This is a genomic window from Flavobacterium sp. HJJ (genome assembly GCF_015351475.1).
In the GTDB taxonomy this organism is placed as follows: Bacteria; Bacteroidota; Bacteroidia; order Flavobacteriales; family Flavobacteriaceae; genus Flavobacterium; species Flavobacterium marginilacus.
In genome coordinates, this window is sequence record NZ_JADKPR010000034.1 from 26,782 (window position 1) to 45,099 (window position 18,318).

An 18,318-nucleotide genomic window follows, 5' to 3' on the forward strand; every position below is an offset into this window, starting at 1 on the left:
TGATTTACTCAAAAAAAATAAAACCCCGATTTCAGGATGAAATTGGGGTTTGTAATTTTATATAAAGAGGATTATTTTCCTTTGATAGAAACCTCTAGATTTCTTTCGATAGTATGATTTGGGCGCGTCCATTTTGGCTTTTCTCCTAAAGACTCAAATTGAGAATCTGCAGCTTCAACTGAAGGTCTTTGTGCTGCTTTCTTAAATGGTTTTTGTGGTTTCAGCCCTAATAAATTAAACATTTTCATGTCTTCGTTTACATCTGGGTTCGGAGTTGTCAATAATTTATCACCCGCAAAAATAGAATTGGCACCAGCAAAGAAACACATGGCCTGGCCTTCTCGGCTCATATTCGTTCTTCCGGCAGACAAACGCACCTGTGTGTGCGGCATAACGATTCTCGTAGTTGCAACCATTCGAACCATTTCCCAGATTTCAACTGGTTTTTCATCCTGCATAGGGGTGCCTTCTACAGCAACTAATGCATTGATAGGCACGGATTCCGGCTGAGGATTTAAAGTCGACAGTGCTACAAGCATTCCAGCTCTGTCTTCAACACTTTCTCCCATTCCTATAATACCGCCGCTACATACAGTAACGCTGGTTTTACGAACATTTTCTATCGTTTGTAAACGGTCTTCGAATCCGCGGGTAGAGATTACTTCTTTGTAATAATCTTCAGAAGTATCTAGGTTATGATTGTAAGCATAAAGTCCGGCTTCTGCTAATCGCTGCGCTTGGTTTTCGGTAATCATTCCCAGAGTACAGCATACTTCCATATCCATTTTATTGATGGTGCGTACCATTTCTAATACCTGGTCAAATTCAGGACCGTCTTTCACATTTCTCCAGGCAGCTCCCATACATACGCGTGAAGAACCTCCGGATTTGGCTTGAAGTGCCTGCGCTTTTACTTGGTTTACCGACATTAAATCGTTTCCTTCAACGCCAGTATTGTATCTTGCCGCCTGCGGACAATACCCGCAGTCTTCAGAACAGCCGCCTGTTTTAATAGATACTAAAGTTGATACTTGAACTACATTTGGGTCATGGTGTTCCCTATGGATAGTAGCCGCTTCAAAAAGCAGATCCATCATAGGTTTATTATAAATAGCAATTATTTCTTCTTTTGTCCAGTTGTGTTTTGTGATACTCATTGATCCTTTATTTTGATGCTTCAAAAGTAATCAAATTGTTATAAACAACCAACGAACGGTCTTTAAAATGACTTATTTCGAATTGATTAAAATAGTTTAATCGGCGGCAAATTTGTCGTTATAATACAGCATGAGCAGCATAGTCACAATTACCGACGAAGCCATTCCTTCAAAAAACAGCGTGAAGCAATACATGTTAATAGAAGGGTGTCCGCCGAACAGAAAAGTTTCAGATAAATTTTGTATATATTTATTACCGCCCCGCATATAACTGTAAATTAATAAACCAATAATGGATAAAAAAACACCAACTATCGAAGTGACCATCGCTGCTACAGCATTTTTAACAAAGTTTTTCTTTCCGTGGGAAATTCTCGACTGCAGGGTGTCATTTACGGCATAAACAATAAATACGATATTTAATAGTCTTAAATAAAAAAGATTAGACAAACCTAAGAATTCCATCAAAAGGAAATAAGTTCCTATTGATATAAAAATAAAGTACCCGTTTTTAATTTCTTTTTTTACTTTCATGTCGTTAGTTATTTAAAGTTAGAAATTCAGTATCTTATTAGTAATCATGTAGGTTGTTATAAATTTACAAAAAATAAACGAAATCGATGTAATTAATCTGTAGAGAGTTTCATTTCGTTTGAAGAAAAAAAGGAATTAAATGCTTGAATTGTTATCCGTAAAGGTGTGAAGATGAAAAATAAAATAGTTTGTGCTTTGAGTTTTCACGTAAGCAGCAGGAAATGGTTTAAAAAAATCAAAAGGTTAAGCGCTATAACATTGCGGTTTGGCTATTGACAATGTTTTAGGCGATTCAACAGTGAAGATTCTTCTTTCGTGAGGAAGACAGATTTTCGGTACGCCGATGCCGTTAGTAAGATTGCTTCGTTCCTAGTAAACACATATACAAAGAGTCATTGCGAACGTGAACGAAGCAGTCTCATCATGTTTATTCACTCAAAGCAATTCCACAATATTAAAGGAAATCTTTGGCGGGTAATTTTGCGGAAATATTTTAATGGTTTTCAAAATAGGTCAAAGCTGTATTCTTATCTTTTTCCAATTGTGCTTTTAAATGTTCAACCGAAGCAAATTTTTCTTCATCTCTGATTCTTTTCAATATAGAAACAGTAATTTTTTGATCGTATAAATCTCCGTCAAAATTAAAATAATTAATTTCTATAGTCTGATTTTTACCGTCAACAGTTGGATTAAAACCAATATTCATCATTCCTAAAACACTTTTGGAGCCGATGATACTTTTTACAATATATACGCCGTTTTTTGGAATTAGCTTGAAGTTTTCTTCTATTTTTAAGTTGGCAGTTGGAAATCCAATAGTTCTTCCAAGCTGTCTGCCTTTGGTAATAATGCCGGTTAGTGAATAATTGTAACCCAGATATTCATTGGCCAGAGCCATATTGCCCTCGTTAAGAGCATGTCTTATTTTAGTAGAGCTTACAGATACTTCCTTAATTTCCTGAGCCGAAATTTCTTCAACTTCAAAGCCATATTGTTCTCCAAAAGCTTTTAAATCATCAATATTTGCAGTTCTGTTACGGCCAAAACGATGATCGTGGCCAATAATTATTTTGTGGATATGGAATTGATCTACAAGTACTTTTTTTACAAATTCTTCGGCAGTCAATCTGGAAAAATTTTCATCAAAAGGATGAATTACTAAATTTTGAATTCCAATCTGATCCAGTAATGCTGTTTTTTCATCAATTGTATTGAGCATTTTTATACCCGAATCCTCTTGTAAAACCATTCTGGGATGCGGGAAAAAAGTAAGAACTAAACTTTCATACTTTTCGTTTTCTGTATTTTGTGTTACTTTTTCCAGAATTTTTTTATGGCCAAAGTGAACACCGTCAAAGGTTCCCAAAGTAATAATCGTTTTTTTTGCCGTTTTTCCTGAGGTAATATGGAAATCGTCTATAGAATGAAAAATTTTCAAAGTGCCAGTGTTAATTTTTTTGCAAATTTATACTATCTATTTTAAAAGTAGGCGAAGAAGTTTTTATTTTTAAATGTTTTGAATCTTCAAATCCGTTTTTAAGCTTCAAAATCATTCATGGTAATGTATTCCAATTATTAATTTTTTGAAATTGTTATCATTCATAGTATATTCCATTGCAAATAATTTAATTTTGTTTGTGTTTTTTTGGTTTATTAAATTTAATAACTGTATATGAATAAATTATTTTTTTGCTTAGGGATTCTTGCAATGAGTTTTTCTGCATTTTCGCAAGGGAATTCCGCTTGGAAAGAAGTCGGAAGTACTCAAAAAACTGCTGTTCAGAAGCAAAATGACAATATACAGTCCGATCCAAAACGATTATTTGCTTTAGATTTAAACCAATTTAGGCAGTCTCTTGTTTCTGGGTTAGCTGGCCAAGGCGTTTCTGTTGAAATTCCTAACAGCGATGGTAAAATGGAGCAGTTTTTAGTTGTGGAATCTTCTAACTTTGTTCCTGAGCTGCAATCACAATATCCTGATATTAAATCCTATTCTGGAACTGGAATTACAGATCCTGGAGCTTCTATTAATTTTAGTATTGCTCCAAGTGGAGTGCAGTCAATGGTTTTAAGAGGAGGGAGTGTTTCAGAATTTATTGATCCCCTTTCTGGCAGCAAATCCATTTATGCGGTTTCGGCTTCCAAAACCAGAAGCAAAGGAAGTCTGCCTCTAACCTGCAAAACGGCTGATGTTGTTTTGAATCAGGGTTTGACTAAAAAAACAAATGAATTAAAATCCAGTAATGGAGTGTTTAAAACCATGCGGCTGGCATTGTCCTGTACGGGTGAATATGCTCAATACTTTGGAGGTACTGCCGCAGATGCCCTGGCAGGAATGAATGCAACAATGACTAGAGTGAATGGAGTTTTTAACAGAGATCTTGCTGTAAAATTATTGCTTGTTGCCAATGAATCGGATATCATATTTACAAATGCGGCTTCCGATCCTTATTCTGATGCTTCAATTGGTATGGATCCAATTAAGGATTGTACCGGCGATTGTCCGTCTCCTTGGAATCAGGAACTGCAAAGTACTTTAACATCCAAAATAGGTGAAGCGAATTATGATATCGGTCATTTGTTTGCCGCGTCAGGTGGAGGTGGTGATGCAGCCTGTATTGGCTGTGTATGCAGTGCTCTGTATAATACAAATTCAACACCTGTTTATTCACTCGGTAAAGGGAGCGGTTATACTTCACCATCAAACAGCAAACCCGAAGGTGATCTTTTTGACATCGATTTTGTAGCACATGAAATGGGGCATCAGCTAGGGGCAAATCACATTTTTTCCTATGATGTAGAGGGAACAGGAGTCAGTGTTGAACCAGGAAGCGGTTCCACTATTATGGGATATGCCGGAATTACTGATTATGATATTCAGAATCATTCGGATGATTATTTTTCGTATGCTAGTATTAAGCAGATTCAAGATAATTTATCAATTAAATCCTGTCCTGTCAAAACAACATTAAGCGGTCAGACGCCAACAGCAAGTGCCGGTGCTGATTATACTATTCCGAAAGGAACGCCTTTTGTTTTGAAAGGAACCGCTTCTGATCCTAATGGTGATGTTATGACCTATTGCTGGGAACAAAATGATTCGGCTGCAAGCTCAGAAAGTGACGGAAACAGTATTGCTTACAGTACCAAAACTACGGGGCCTACTTTCAGGTCATTTTTGCCTAGCAATGTTACCAATCGTTATTTTCCAGCTTTCGAAAGAACATTGGTTGGACAGTTGAGTACAACTTGGGAATCTGTTTCTAATGTTGGCAGAGCATTAAATTTTGTATTTACCGCCAGAGATAACGCGGCTTCGGGTTTAGCGCAGACGTATTCAGACGCTATGGTCGTTACTGTTGATGGTGCCAAAGGTCCGTTTGCTGTAACATCACAGAATACTTCTGGCACCAGCTGGGGTTTAGGTTCATCCCAAACTATTACTTGGGATGTGAATGGAAGTAATTTATTGTCAGGGTCAGCTAATGTAAATGTTAAAATGTCTATAGACGGAGGACAGACTTTTCCAATTGTTTTGGCTTCCAATACCCCAAATGATGGTTCTGAAGTAATAACCGCTCCGTCTACAGCCGCTAAGAGCTGCAGGATTTTGATAGAACCTACGGGCAATATTTTCTATGCGCTTAACAGTGTTCCGTTTACGTTGGGGTATACTGTTGAAACAACTTGTGACACCTATACTTTTGCGGCGCCTTATACTATTCCTGAATCACAGACTTATGCAGAGAGAACAATTGTGGTTCCAGCTTCTTCAGGGGAAATTACCGATGTTAATTTTAATGTTAGTTTTACGCATACCTATATTTCTGATGTTCAAATTGAAGTGGTGAGTCCGAATGGGACTACTGTAAAGCTGTTTGATAAATCCTGTGGTGCGACAAATACTAACCTGATTTTGACCTATGATGATCTGGGAGGAACACTAGCATGTGGAATTAAAACCAGTCAGACTGTAGGTCCCGCTGGTGTTTTGTCAGCTTTCAATGGAGAAAATCCTCAGGGAACTTGGAAATTAAGGTTTAGGGATACAGGAGTTGGAGATTCAGGTACAATAGATGCTGCGTCAATCCAGATATGTTCAAGTGCTTATGTGCCTTTGGCTGTTCCTGATTCTGAAATTAATAATTTTATACTGTACCCTAATCCTAATAAAGGAAGTTTTACTATTAAATATAAAAGTGAAAATGCAGAAAATTTATTGGTTACTGTAACTGATTTGTCTGGGCGGAAATTTTATCAGAAAACAATTAAAAATACAGGCGGTATCAGCGAGTTTGTTCAGCTCCCAAATGTAGCTGCCGGAACTTATATCGTTACACTTATAGATGGAGACCGTAAAGGAAGTTTGAAGATTATAGTGAGATAGTTCAATAAAAACTCCCTTAAAAATCACTGCATTTTATATCCTAATTCATTGTTTACGCGAGTGATCAGTTGTCCAATCTCTCACTTATGTTATTTGTGTACTATTTTTGAACTATAACATATTTGTGTCTTGACATTAGGTGAGAAGTATTTTTATATTTAAATTCAGATATAGCTAAAGTTCCAAAATTCCTCAATTTATTTTATAAAAAAAACCTCGGAAGCATAACTCCCGAGGAATTTTTAAAACTAACTTTCATTAGTTTCTAAACTAGATATCTAACTAATAACCAAATTTTATATAATAACTAGTATATTTTTAAACTACTTAACCGAAAATTTAAAAGTAGTTTTTGTTTTATAATTTTCTCCTGGACTTAATACAGTCGTTGGGAAATCTTTTTGATTTGGAGAATCTGGGTAATGCTGTGTTTCAAGACAAAAACCAGTTCTGTGTGCATATGTTCCGCCGTTTCTCATTGGTAAAGTTCCGTCAAGGAAGTTACCAGAGTAGAATTGAATTCCAGGCTGGTCAGTATACACTTCCAGTAGTCTTCCGTTTGCAGGATAGTAAGCTGAAGCAACCAAACGTTCTCCTTTTCCTTGGCTGTTTAAAACCCAGCAGTGGTCATAACCCAACCCTTTTTTCAATTGGTCATCACTTGCATTGATTTCTTTGCCAACCAATTTTGGTTTTCTAAAATCAAAAGGAGTATTAGTTACATCTGTCAATTTGCCTGTTGGAATTAGAGTAGCATCTACTGGAACTAATTTATCAGCATCAATAGTGATTTCATGATCTAAAATTGGTTTAGAGAAATCAGAAGACAAATTGAAGTAAGAATGCTGTGTCAAGTTTAAAACTGTTTTCTTGTCAGTAGTCGCTTCATAAAGCACGTCTAGTGCATTGTCTTTGTTTAAAGTGTAAGTAACAAAAACAGTTAAGTTACCAGGGTAACCTTCTTCCATGTCTTTAGCAACATACTTCAATTTTAATGATGCAGTATCTCCTCCTTTGGCTTCCTCAGCAGTCCAAACCACTCTGTGGAATCCTTCCGGACCACCGTGTAAGGCATTTGTGCCATTATTAATAGCTAAAGAATATTGCTTGCCATCCAAAGTAAATTTACCTTTTGCAATACGGTTACCAAATCTTCCAATCAATGCTCCAAAGTAAGGATTAGCTTTTTGGTATTGTTCCAATGAATTAAAACCAATTACTACCTCTTCAGATTTCCCTGCTTTATTAGGCACTTTTAGGGAAGTAATAATACCGCCATAGGTGATGATGTTTACTTCCATCCCTTTTTGGTTTTTCAATGTGTAACGGTCTATCTGATCTCCTTTTTCGGTTTTACCATATACCGTTTTTACTATCGATACAGAATCTGTAGCTTTAGCTTCTAAGGCAGCACTAGCTGCTTCCTCTTTTTTCTCTCCTTTGCACTGTACATTCATACTTACTAAACTTAAAATGGAAATTCCATAAACACAACGTTTTACTAGATTCATATATTTTATTTTTTTTTGGTTTACTACTTTATACAAAACAATCAATTTTGTTCCTCAGTCTGATAAAGCCTTGCCATATCATAAAAATAAGAAACACCAAAGCAAAACAATACTTAGATTGGAATATTTTAACAGATTAAGCATTTGGGCGTGACCCTTCGTGAAAAACTTCGGGTCGGGCTTTCCGTTCCCGCTTTTTTTATTTGGCAAAAAAGCCAAATAAAAAAGAGTTCCACTATAATCCCTCACGCGGACTCCTGCTAACCAACCTATTTTAATTTTAAAAGAGAAATAGTTTTAAATCAAAAACTCTAATAAAATCACTCCTACAGAATTTTCAAAACCCTGCAGGAGTTTAACTAACTTAACTAAACAATTTTTTATAACAATCCATCTGCGAAGTATTGTGTATTAAAGGTTTTTTGACCACCTGTAGTTCACAATTCACCGCTCAATTGTTTTATAGTTTATGCTGAAACAAATGGAAATAAGCTTCATTAGCATTGATAGTATCCTTGAAATTACGGATAGTCGTATTGGCATCAATCACCAATAATTCTATACCGGCAATATCAGCAAAATCTTCCATGAATTCTGTAGTCACCGCTTGGCTGTAAACTGTATGGTGTGCACCTCCGGCAAGGATCCAGGCTGTAGCAGCTACGTCCAAGTTTGGCTTGCAGTCCCATAACACGCGTGCTACCGGAAGTTTTGGCAATTCAGCCATAGGTTTCACTGCAGTCACTTCGTTTACGATTAATCTGAAACGGGTTCCCATATCTACTAATGATACGTTGATAGCATCTCCAGCAGGGGAATTAAACACTAAACGTGCAGGATCTTCTTTACCGCCAATTCCTAACGGATGTACTTCGCAGGAAGGTTTTCCGTCAGCGATTGATGGACAGATTTCCAGCATGTGTGATCCCAAAACATAAGATTTTTGAGGAGTAAAGTGATAGGTGTAATCTTCCATGAATGAAGTTCCTCCTTCAAGTCCGATATTCATAACTTTCAAAGCTCTAACCATTGCAGCTGTTTTCCAGTCTCCTTCTCCTCCAAATCCATAACCATCAGCCATTAAACGCTGTGTTGCAATTCCAGGAAGCTGTTTCCAAACTCCTAAGTTTTCAAATGTATCTGTAAATGCTCCAAAACCTCCTTCTTCAAGGAAAGCTCTCAAGCCTAATTCAATTTTTGCTGCATCAACCAAAGACTGTCTTTGTGCACCGCCTTCTAAAAGTGATGGAGTCAGATTGTAAGAAGCTTCGTAAACTGCTAATAAATCAGCCAATTGAGCATCGGTTACTTTTTCGATATGTTTAGTCACATCTGAAGAATCGTATCCGTTTACAGACATTCCAAAACGCAGTTGCGCTTCTACTTTATCTCCTTCTGTTACTGCTACTTCACGCATATTGTCACCAATACGGGCTACTTTTAAGTTTTGTAATTCGTTCCAGCCTAAGGCAACTCTTGTCCAGTTTCCTAGTTTAGTCAAAACGCGGTCTTCCTGCCAGTGTCCAACGATTACTTTGCGTTTTTTGCGCATTCTCGACATCATAAAACCAAATTCTCTGTCTCCGTGAGCCGACTGGTTCAAGTTCATGAAATCCATATCGATTGTTGCCCATGGGATTTCGGCATTGTATTGTGTATGTAAGTGGCACAATGGTTTATTCAAAATACTCAAACCGCCGATCCACATTTTTGCAGGAGAGAAAGTATGCATCCAAGTGATGATTCCGATGCAGTTTTTGTTTGAATTAGCTTCTAGGCACAAATCCAATACCTGTTTTGGCGATTTCAAAGTGTCTTTACAAACCACTTTTACTGGAATCTGAGAAGCTTCATCAAATCCTTTTGCCATAATTGCAGCATGTTCTGCAACTTTTAATAACGTTTCAGGCCCGTATAATTCTTGGCTTCCTACTACAAACCAAACTTCTTTTTGAGATATATCTATCATTATGTTTTTATGTTTAATCGTTTATTTGTTTAATTGTTTTAATCGTTTATTTGTTGAATCGATTAAACAAATAAACGATTCACCTAATAAACAACTTGGCTACTGTCCGTAATAGGAATCCTTACCGTGTTTGCGTTCGTAATGTTTCTTGACCAAAGAATCCTTCAATCGCGGTGCATTAGGATTAATCTGCAGTGTCAGGTAAGCCATCTCGGCAACCACTTCAAGAACCTTAGAGTTGTAAACTGCTTTAGCAGCATTTTTCCCCCAGGCAAAAGGACCGTGATTTCCTATTAGCACCATTTCTGTTTCTTCGTAATTAAGATTTTTTTCTTTGAAACAATCTAAAATCTGGATTCCGGTATTGTGTTCATAGTTTCCTTCGATAAGTGCGTCAGCCATTGGAGGCGCGCACGGAATGTCAGAAGTTAAATGATCGGCATGCGTCGTTCCGAATATTGGAATGTCTCTTTGCGATTGTGCCCAAGCTACAGAATATGTAGCATGAGTATGTGCAACACCGCCAATGTTTGGCCAATTTTTGTATAAATAGGCATGCGTTTTAGTATCCGAAGAAGGGCGCAGACTTCCTTCGATGATGTTGTTGTCAAAATCAACAATGACAATGTCCTCAGGCTTTAAGTCTTCATAAGGAACACCGCTTGGCTTGATGGCAAAAACACCTTTTTCGCGGTCAACCGCGCTTACGTTACCAAAAGTATAAACTACCAGATTCAATGCATTCAGCTGCATATTTGCTTCGTAGCACTCTTGTTTTAAATCTTTATATATAGAGCTCATTGTGATGTTTTTTAATAGATGGATCTGCAAATGCACTTAATTGTTCGTAAGCCAAAAGCAGTTTGTTGTAAGCAGCAACTTTGTCTAATTCAGGGGTGTATTCACTTTCAAATGGACTTCCCATTTTTTGGCTTGCTTCGATTACATTTGGATATATTCCGGCAGCAACAGCCGCATAAATGGCAGCTCCCAATGCTGGTGCCTGATCGGATAAAGCTACTTTGATTGGCTTGTTCAATACATTGGCTAATGTCTGCATGATGAATGGTGATTTGCGGGCAACACCTCCAATTCCGATTACGGTATCAATACGGACACCTTCTTCTTCAAAACGATCCACAATTTTTTTGGAACCAAAACAAATCGCATTTACCAATGATTTGAATACATGCGGTGCTTTTGTTCCTAAGGATAAGTTTGATATTGCGCTTTTTACTTCCTGATTAGCGTCTGGAGTTCGTCGTCCGTTAATCCAGTCTAGCGCAACTGGTATGCTTTCTGTTAATGGAATTTTTTCTGCTTCGGCAGTTAATTCAATAATTAGTTTGTCACTGATTTCAGCTTTCAATTGTGCTTTTTGTTCTTCATTCAATAGAGCAGAAGAGGAAAGCAGATTTTCAGTTGGCCATAACAAAAGTTCTTTGTACCAAGCCAATACATCTCCAAAAGCAGATTGTCCCGCTTCTAGTCCGATATAACCTGGAATTACAGATCCGTCAACTTGTCCGCAGATTCCGCGAACAGTTTTTGTTCCGATAGATTCTTTAGTATCAACAATAATATCACACGTTGAGGTTCCCATTACACGAACCAAAGTGTGTTCGTCTATTTTTGCTCCTACAGCTCCTGAATGAGCGTCAAAAGTTCCAACTGCAATAATAGTATCCGTAGAAAGTCCTAATCGGTCAGCCCACTCTTTATTTAAATTTCCAGCAGCTAAATCGGATGTATACGTTTCATCGTATAATTTGCCACGGAGCGAAGCCAGATAGGGATCTAATTTTTCTAAAAATTCTGCTGGCGGCAATCCATTCCAGTCTTCGTGCCACATGGCTTTGTGACCTGCAGCACAGCGGCTTCTTTTGAAAGTCTTTAAATCTTTATCGTCAATTAGCAGATATGTCATTAAATCGCAATGTTCCATCCAGGTGTAAGCTGCTTTTTTTACAGCTTCGTCTTCTCTGGCAACATGTAAAATTTTGGCCCAAAACCATTCTGATGAATAAATTCCTCCTTCATATTTTGTAAAATCTTCTCCGCCCCAGCTGGCTGCTAATTCATTGATTTCATTCGCTTCATTGATAGCAGTATGGTCTTTCCATAATACCATCATGGCATTTGGATTATGTTCAAAACCTTCGGTCAAAGCTAGTGGTGTTCCATCTTCGGCAACTGGTACTGGTGAAGATCCTGTAGTGTCTATACAAATGCTTCGAATAAGAGAAGGATCTACTTTACTGTTTTCGACTACATATTTTATGGTAGTTTCTAAGCCTTCGATATGATCCAAAGGATGCTGGCGAAACTGATTTATTGAGGCATTACAATATTCTTTGTTTTTCCATCGCTTGTAGTCACAAACGCTGGATGCTAATTCCTGCCCATTTTCAGTGTCAATCAATACTGCGCGAACAGAATCTGAGCCATAATCTAATCCTATTACATAATTTTTCATCACGATTCTTTTTATATATTGCAAATATAGAATAATTATTTAATAAGTGTGTAATAAACACTTAATTTATTTGGAGCTGAAATTATTTTAACTTTAACTTCAAAATTGTTACAGAATAGGCAGGTACATTCAATGATGCTTTCTCGCTTTTTAGTATATATGCGCTTTCTTTCGGGCTGATTTTTTTAGGTGAAGCAAATGAGTTTTCATCAGTAGTGTTTGGACTTGTAAGTGTAATTACTGTTCCATTTGACTGGAATTTGCTTCCTTTTAAATCTATCGTAAGATCCTGTGCTTTTGCAGCGGTGTTTACCACTTTTACAATAACTTCTTTAGTGTTAACATCTTTTACTGCCGATGCAAATAAATCGTTCTGGCCGGTTACAGCTTTTCCATCTTTGGTGACTGCTAATAAATCAGTTCCTTTATTGTTAGCAAACAGTTTTTGTACATAGTAATTTGGCGTACCAAATGACTCTAAATTATTAAACCAAATCATATCTGGTGTCCATTGCCAGCCTTCTTCGTGAGCAAATAAAGGTGCGTAGGATGTAAGATGAACCACTTCGGCGTTACGTTCCATTCCAGTCATAAAAGCGGCTTCGGAAAAAGCACACTCCCAGCTGTTTTTATTTTCGGGGCTTGCAATAGCTACAGATTGTGCGGCATATTCTCCTGCGAATATTTTTGGTCCTTTGCGGTCGTAATTGTCGTAACGGGTAACGTTTTCTCTAAACCATTTTGGATCTTTATAATAATGCTCATCTATAATTTCGGCGTTCAGTTTTTTAAGTTCTGAATGCGCATATTCGAAGTAATCTCCTTCCGGGAATGGTCCGCTTCCTGAAACAATTGTAATTTCCGGATGTTTTGCTTTGATTGCTTTTTCGAATACTTTATAACGTTCGATATAATCAGTACCCCATTGTTCGTTTCCTACTCCAATAAATTTCAGGTTAAACGGTTTTGGGTGTCCCATATCGGCGCGTACTTTCCCCCAAGGAGTATCAATTCCGCCATTGGCAAATTCAATTAAGTCAATCGCGTCCTGCACATAAGGATGCAGCTGATCCATTGGTGCTAATTCGCCGGTATTGAACTGGCAGGCCATTCCACAGCTTAAAATTGGCAGGGGAGAAGCTCCAATATCTTCGGATAATTGAAAATATTCATAAAATCCTAAACCAAAAGACTGAAAATAATCAGGTGCAGGTTTGTGTGCAAACTCTGTATTCCAGCGGTTCACCAAGATTTCTCTATCATCAACCTGTCCAACCGTTTTTTTCCATTGATAGCGCCCAACCAGAGTTCTGCCCTCAACAATACAGCCGCCTGGGAAACGCAGGAAACCAGGTTTCATATCATATAATAATTGTACTAAATCTTTACGAAGACCATTTTTACGGTTATTCCAGGTTTCTTCTGGGAATAATGAAATCATGTCCATATCGATAGTTCCATTTCCTTCAAAAGTAAAACGCAGTTTTGCCTTCGCTTCTGTAGCAGTTGGAATAAGCTGTGCAGTGTATTCTTTCCAGTCTGAAGTGGTTGGAGCAATACTTGTTTCGCCTAAAACTTTATTGTCTTTTCCGATGAATTGAATAATTATCTTCGAAATGTTTCCTGCTTCTTTGGATGCTTTTAGGGTCAGATTGTATTTTGCTCCGCTTTTAATTCCCATTCCTCTGAAACCTTCATTGATGATTTCATAGCCTTTGGCATCTTTTACCGTGATTCGGCAATAATTATGATTGGTTCCTTTTTTTGAAAATTGCACCGGAACAGCAATCCCGGATTCGGTATTGAAATTGTGCCTGTCACTTTTTGGCTGTTTCCATCCCATCAATGGATCATCAAATTCAAATGAGCGGTTTTTGACCATTTCGGCATACAAACCGCCATCGGCAGCAAAGTTGATATCTTCAAAAAAGATACCATACATTGTCGGCTGGATTTTTGTAATTGTTTTGGCAGTGTTTACTTCGAGTGTCGTTTTTTGAGCATTGGCATAAATACCATTTAGCATTAGTCCGCAAAGTGCTATTTTTGTGATTAAATTTGGTTTCATATATTTTATTTTAAGATCTGATGTGATACGGCCAAGCTCTAGTAACTTATTCGCTTAATTTCTTTTAGCGGTAAAGTATACATTTGCTGATTTTAAAATGCCTCCACATTGATAATTTTTTCTAATTTTTCTAAAATGAATAAAACACGCTTCTGTAATAGTAATTTCTAGTACAGAAGCATATCTTTATGGCAGTTTGTTAGTGCTGGTATTGGTTTTATCTATTCTATCAGCGTTTAAAAAAAGTAACTACAGTAATCTAATTTTACAATTGCAGTATTTTGAGACTTTTCTAAAAATTGATCATGAATTAATTTATTCGCATATTTTTTATATTCCTTCTATTACAACTACAGAGAAAGGAGGAATAGTGATTTCTAGTTTCCCTTTTTTGTTTTCGAAACCTTTAAAAACTGTTGGGGTAATTTTATTTGGATTTTCGAATGAATTGTAATCCTGTAGTTTAGGTGCAGTTATTATTGTTCCAGTGAAATTTTTAGCATCAAGATCTTTTGTGTCAATTTCTATTTTGTTTGTTTTTTTTGCATCAATATTTACTAATGAAATATGAATGGCACCATTTTTATCTTTTGAAGCTGATGCGGATATTGCAGGAAGTGTTTGTCCATTAAAAGTATACAATGGCGATTGAAAAATTACTGGCAATAATTTAGCATCTTGATGAACGCTGTACATTTTCATTACAGAATAGGTTGGAGTTGTTATCATTTTTGCTTTATCTGTTAAGATTACAGCTTGCAAAACGTTTATGCATTGTGCCAAATTTGCCATACGCACTCTGTCTGCATGGTTGTTGAAAATATTTAATGTCGCTCCTGCCAGAACAGCATCTCTCATAGTGTTTTGCTGATATAAGAAACCAGGATTTGATCCTTTTTCGACATCATACCATCCGCCCCATTCATCAACTACTAAAGCTACTTTTTGTTTTGGATCATATTTATCCATTATGGCGGAATGTTTAGTAACAAGCTCTTCCATTTTTAAAGCTTCTTTCATGGTAGAAAAATATTGATCTTCTGTAAAATCGACACCATCTCCTTTTTTATTCCAGTCAATAACTGAATAATGGTGCAGTGCCACACCTCCCAGCATGTTGAGAGGAACGTTTTTCATTAAGGTTTCAGTCCAGTTATAGTCTGAACTGTTTGCTCCTGAAGCAATACGGTTTAAACCGTCTCCCATAAATGTTGCGTATTTTTTATATTCGCCTGAATAATAATCGGCTGTCATGTTGCCACCACAACCCCAAGCTTCATTCCCTATTCCCCAGAATTTGACTTTCCAAGGTTCAGTTCTTCCATTTTTTTTTCGCAGATCACTCATTGGACTTTTACCGCCAAAGTTGGTATATTGAACCCAGTCAGCTAATTCCTGCACTGTTCCGCTGCCTACGTTTCCGGATAAGTATGGTTCAGCCCCAAGAAGTTCGCACATATTTAAAAAGTCATGCGTGCCAAAACTGTTGTCTTCGGTAACGCCACCCCACCATTGATTTACAATTGTGGGTCTGTTTTCTTTTGGGCCAATACCATCTTTCCAGTGATACGTGTCAGCAAAACAGCCCCCTGGCCATCTTAAATTTGGTATTTTTAATTCTTTTAAAGCTTTGACAATGTCATTGCGGACACCTGCTGTATTTGGTATTTTGGAAGTATCACCAACAAAAAAACCTCCATAGATACATCTTCCTAAATGTTCTGCAAAATGACCATAGATATTTTTGTTGATTGTTGGTGCATCTGCAGTATTTTTTATGGTAAGTGCTGTAGTTTCTTTTTGTGCAAATCCAGTTTGGCTCAAAATAGATGAAATAAACAAAAATAATAAGGCTTTTTTCATAGATAGTATATATAATTTTTAATGTAATTGGTATCGTAATTCTTGATTCCAATTCTTAATTGGGAATCGTGGGGAGTATTATATTCTGAATATTGACAAAATATAAGTGTTATTTATACATTTGTAAATTTAAATAAAAAAAAAGCACTAATACAAATTAATCTAATAAAAAAACGAGTAAAAAAAAACGGATATAATAGCTAAACAAAAAAATAGTATCATTTTTTAGTTATCTCTTTGAAGAAAGCTATAACGTATTGTTTTAAAAAGTTTAATTTTTTATGCTTGTTTTGTTGTCAGAGGAGGTAATCTAAAAGTAAGAGAATTAGTTCTTCTTAATTTCTAAAACTACTCAATGCGCTGTCGTTATGTGAAAAAAGCCTACAGTTATAGGCTTAAAGTTCTGTTATGAAGGATGACTCGTATTAGTGTATAAGCCACACTAAATTAATTTGGTAGTTTTAAGGAAGTTCTTATATTTACAGCTTATATATAGATGTTAATATGTTAAATAGTTATAGTACAGAAGATAAAGCTCTTTTAGCGGTCGATTGTATCATTTTTGGCTTTGATGACGAGGGTCTAAAAATTCTCTTAATTAAAAGGGACTTCGAACCCGAAAAAGGAAAATGGTCTTTAATGGGAGGATTCCTTAAGAAAGAGGAAGTATTAGACGATGCCGCCATCAGGGTACTGAATACTTATACAGGAATTCAGGATATTTATATGGAACAGCTTTATACTTATAGTGAAATAGACCGTGATCCTGTTGAGAGAACGATATCGGTTGCTTATTATGCTTTGATTAATGTTGAAAATCATAATGCTGAATTGATTCAGAATTATCATGCCAAATGGTTTAGTGTTTCTGAAGTGCCAAAGCTGATTTTTGACCACGATAAAATGTTAGCACATGCCATTAGAAGACTGCGTTATAGAACCTCAATGAAACCTGTTGGCTTTGAGCTTTTGCCTGAAAAATTTAAAATGAGCCAGCTGCTTAAGCTGTATGAATCAATTCTGGACAAAGAAATTGATAAAAGAAATTTTATCAGTAAAATCAATTCACTGGATATACTAATAAAATTGGATGAAAAAGATATGACTTCGTCAAGAAAAGGTTCATACCTCTATACTTTTGACAAAGAGAAATATGATGCTAAACTTTTGAACGATTTTGCTATAAACTTTTAAATAGTTTGGCTGATATAAAATAAAAAAGGAAGATTCAATCGAATCTTCCTTTTTTATTTGGGGATAAATAGGATTTGATCTTAGCTGTTTCCTTTTTGGTAATCAGCCAAGAATGTTGCCAATCCGCTGTCAGTCAAAGGATGTTTTAATAATCCGGTTATTGAAGATAACGGACCAGTCATTACATCCGATCCTACTTTGGCACAATTAATTACGTGCATAGTATTTCGGACAGAAGCTGATAAAATCTGTGTCTGAAAATCATAATTGTCATATACCTGTCTGATTTCGGCAATTAGTCCCATACCGTCTGTACAAATGTCATCCAGTCTTCCTAAAAATGGAGAAACATAGGTAGCACCCGCTTTGGCTGCAAGCAATGCCTGTCCAACTGAGAAAACCAAAGTCACATTAGTTCTGATTCCTTTATCAGAAAAATATTTGCATGCCTTTATTCCGTCTTTAATCATTGGGATTTTAACCACAATCTGCGGATGTAAAGCGGCCAGTTTTTCTCCTTCGGCAATCATTCCTTCAAAATCGGTCGAAATTACTTCGGCGCTTACATCACCGTCAACTAATTCGCATATTTTTACATAATGTGCAAGAATGTTGTCGGCTCCTGTGATTCCTTCTTTTGCCATAAGCGAAGGATTTGTTGTTACTCCGTCTAATATTCCTAAATCGTTGGCTTCTTTGATGTCTTTTAAATTTGCTGTATCGATAAAAAATTTCATATTTTTTTAAGTTGCTAAGATCCTAAGTTGCTGAGATTCTAAGTTTTTTTATCTCAGAACTTTGAAGCTTATGGTTTATAATTAGTTTTTTTAAGTTGCTGAGATTCTGATTTTTTTCTCAGTAACTTAGCGGCCCAGTAACTTAGTTACTTCCTTTGATATATTTCAGTATTTCTGCAGCAACGCTTAGGCTGTTAAACCCGAATTTTTCATCCAGAACACCCGCCGGTGCTGAATAGCCAAAATGATCCAGTCCTGCTATTTTTCCGCTGTCGCCTATTAATCCTTCAAGGTTAACTGGTAATCCTGCCGTAAGTCCAAAAACTAATTTCCCTTTTGGAATAACGCTCTCCTGATACGATTTGGACTGTGATTTAAACAATCCTTCGGATATTATTGAAGCGATATTTACCTTCAGATTG

The 18,318-nt window shown here is 36.6% G+C and carries 13 protein-coding genes; 2 read left to right on the top strand and 11 right to left on the bottom strand.

Going from position 1 to position 18,318, the window contains the following annotated elements; all coding sequences use genetic code 11:
- Positions 1-71: 71 nt before the first annotated feature.
- The 3 genes from bioB to IRZ80_RS19290 form a co-directional block, all read right to left on the bottom strand.
- On the bottom strand, positions 72-1,157 hold the full coding sequence (gene bioB, locus IRZ80_RS19280; RefSeq protein WP_194643731.1) for a biotin synthase BioB: 1,086 nt from the start codon (positions 1,155-1,157) through the stop codon (positions 72-74).
- Between the two features lie 96 nt (positions 1,158-1,253).
- The gene (locus tag IRZ80_RS19285; protein ID WP_194643732.1) at positions 1,254-1,691 is read right to left on the bottom strand and encodes a hypothetical protein; all 438 of its coding nucleotides are present in this window, start codon (positions 1,689-1,691) and stop codon (positions 1,254-1,256) included.
- Between the two features lie 493 nt (positions 1,692-2,184).
- Positions 2,185-3,129: a bifunctional riboflavin kinase/FAD synthetase gene (locus IRZ80_RS19290; RefSeq protein WP_194643734.1), complete on the bottom strand. Its 945-nt coding sequence runs from the start codon at positions 3,127-3,129 to the stop codon at positions 2,185-2,187.
- Positions 3,130-3,363: 234 nt separating this feature from the next.
- Between IRZ80_RS19290 and IRZ80_RS19295 the strand changes: the two genes are divergently transcribed.
- Positions 3,364-6,078: a reprolysin-like metallopeptidase gene (locus IRZ80_RS19295; RefSeq protein WP_194643736.1), complete on the top strand. Its 2,715-nt coding sequence runs from the start codon at positions 3,364-3,366 to the stop codon at positions 6,076-6,078.
- A 323-nt stretch (positions 6,079-6,401) separates the two neighbouring features.
- Here the strand turns inward: IRZ80_RS19295 and IRZ80_RS19300 are convergent, their stop codons facing one another.
- The 6 genes from IRZ80_RS19300 to IRZ80_RS19325 all read right to left on the bottom strand — a co-directional run bounded on the left by IRZ80_RS19300 (position 6,402) and on the right by IRZ80_RS19325 (position 15,965).
- Positions 6,402-7,589 (bottom strand): aldose epimerase family protein, encoded by a 1,188-nt coding sequence (locus IRZ80_RS19300; protein WP_194643738.1) that lies wholly within the window; start codon positions 7,587-7,589, stop codon positions 6,402-6,404.
- Positions 7,590-8,049: 460 nt separating this feature from the next.
- Positions 8,050-9,558, bottom strand: coding sequence for an L-arabinose isomerase (araA, locus tag IRZ80_RS19305; RefSeq protein ID WP_194643740.1), 1,509 nt, complete (start codon positions 9,556-9,558; stop codon positions 8,050-8,052).
- Between the two features lie 99 nt (positions 9,559-9,657).
- Positions 9,658-10,359, bottom strand: coding sequence for an L-ribulose-5-phosphate 4-epimerase (locus IRZ80_RS19310; protein WP_194643742.1), 702 nt, complete (start codon positions 10,357-10,359; stop codon positions 9,658-9,660).
- The gene (locus IRZ80_RS19315) at positions 10,343-12,034 is read right to left on the bottom strand and encodes a ribulokinase (RefSeq protein WP_194643744.1); all 1,692 of its coding nucleotides are present in this window, start codon (positions 12,032-12,034) and stop codon (positions 10,343-10,345) included. Before IRZ80_RS19315 ends, IRZ80_RS19310 begins: the two co-directional genes overlap by 17 nt.
- A gap of 82 nt (positions 12,035-12,116) precedes the next feature.
- The gene (locus tag IRZ80_RS19320) at positions 12,117-14,102 is read right to left on the bottom strand and encodes an alpha-L-arabinofuranosidase C-terminal domain-containing protein (RefSeq protein ID WP_194643746.1); all 1,986 of its coding nucleotides are present in this window, start codon (positions 14,100-14,102) and stop codon (positions 12,117-12,119) included.
- A gap of 330 nt (positions 14,103-14,432) precedes the next feature.
- Entirely contained in the window at positions 14,433-15,965 is a 1,533-nt protein-coding gene (locus IRZ80_RS19325) for an alpha-N-arabinofuranosidase (RefSeq protein WP_194643748.1), read from the bottom strand.
- Positions 15,966-16,469: 504 nt separating this feature from the next.
- On the opposite strand from IRZ80_RS19325, the gene IRZ80_RS19330 reads away from it, so the two are divergent.
- Positions 16,470-17,159: an NUDIX hydrolase gene (locus tag IRZ80_RS19330; protein ID WP_194643750.1), complete on the top strand. Its 690-nt coding sequence runs from the start codon at positions 16,470-16,472 to the stop codon at positions 17,157-17,159.
- Positions 17,160-17,239: 80 nt separating this feature from the next.
- Here IRZ80_RS19330 and fsa read toward each other — a convergent pair whose 3' ends face one another.
- Both fsa and IRZ80_RS19340 read right to left on the bottom strand, forming a co-directional pair.
- Positions 17,240-17,896, bottom strand: a complete 657-nt coding sequence (gene fsa, locus IRZ80_RS19335; protein WP_194643752.1) for a fructose-6-phosphate aldolase — start codon at positions 17,894-17,896, stop codon at positions 17,240-17,242.
- A 142-nt stretch (positions 17,897-18,038) separates the two neighbouring features.
- A partial coding sequence (locus IRZ80_RS19340; protein WP_410504283.1) for a transketolase-like TK C-terminal-containing protein occupies positions 18,039-18,318 on the bottom strand: 280 nt, incomplete at its 5' end.

What these genes read in the sequence shown, in the direction of transcription:
- IRZ80_RS19330 (WP_194643750.1), top strand. Translation starts at nt 16,470, where the DNA reads ATGTTAAATAGTTATAGTACAGAAGATAAAGCTCTTTTAGCGGTCGAT.
- IRZ80_RS19295 (WP_194643736.1), top strand. Translation starts at nt 3,364, where the DNA reads ATGAATAAATTATTTTTTTGCTTAGGGATTCTTGCAATGAGTTTTTCT.
- IRZ80_RS19300 (WP_194643738.1), bottom strand. Translation starts at nt 7,589, where the DNA reads ATGAATCTAGTAAAACGTTGTGTTTATGGAATTTCCATTTTAAGTTTA.
- bioB (WP_194643731.1), bottom strand. Translation starts at nt 1,157, where the DNA reads ATGAGTATCACAAAACACAACTGGACAAAAGAAGAAATAATTGCTATT.
- IRZ80_RS19285 (WP_194643732.1), bottom strand. Translation starts at nt 1,691, where the DNA reads ATGAAAGTAAAAAAAGAAATTAAAAACGGGTACTTTATTTTTATATCA.
- IRZ80_RS19310 (WP_194643742.1), bottom strand. Translation starts at nt 10,359, where the DNA reads ATGAGCTCTATATATAAAGATTTAAAACAAGAGTGCTACGAAGCAAAT.
- araA (WP_194643740.1), bottom strand. Translation starts at nt 9,558, where the DNA reads ATGATAGATATATCTCAAAAAGAAGTTTGGTTTGTAGTAGGAAGCCAA.
- fsa (WP_194643752.1), bottom strand. Translation starts at nt 17,896, where the DNA reads ATGAAATTTTTTATCGATACAGCAAATTTAAAAGACATCAAAGAAGCC.
- IRZ80_RS19320 (WP_194643746.1), bottom strand. Translation starts at nt 14,102, where the DNA reads ATGAAACCAAATTTAATCACAAAAATAGCACTTTGCGGACTAATGCTA.
- IRZ80_RS19325 (WP_194643748.1), bottom strand. Translation starts at nt 15,965, where the DNA reads ATGAAAAAAGCCTTATTATTTTTGTTTATTTCATCTATTTTGAGCCAA.
- IRZ80_RS19315 (WP_194643744.1), bottom strand. Translation starts at nt 12,034, where the DNA reads ATGAAAAATTATGTAATAGGATTAGATTATGGCTCAGATTCTGTTCGC.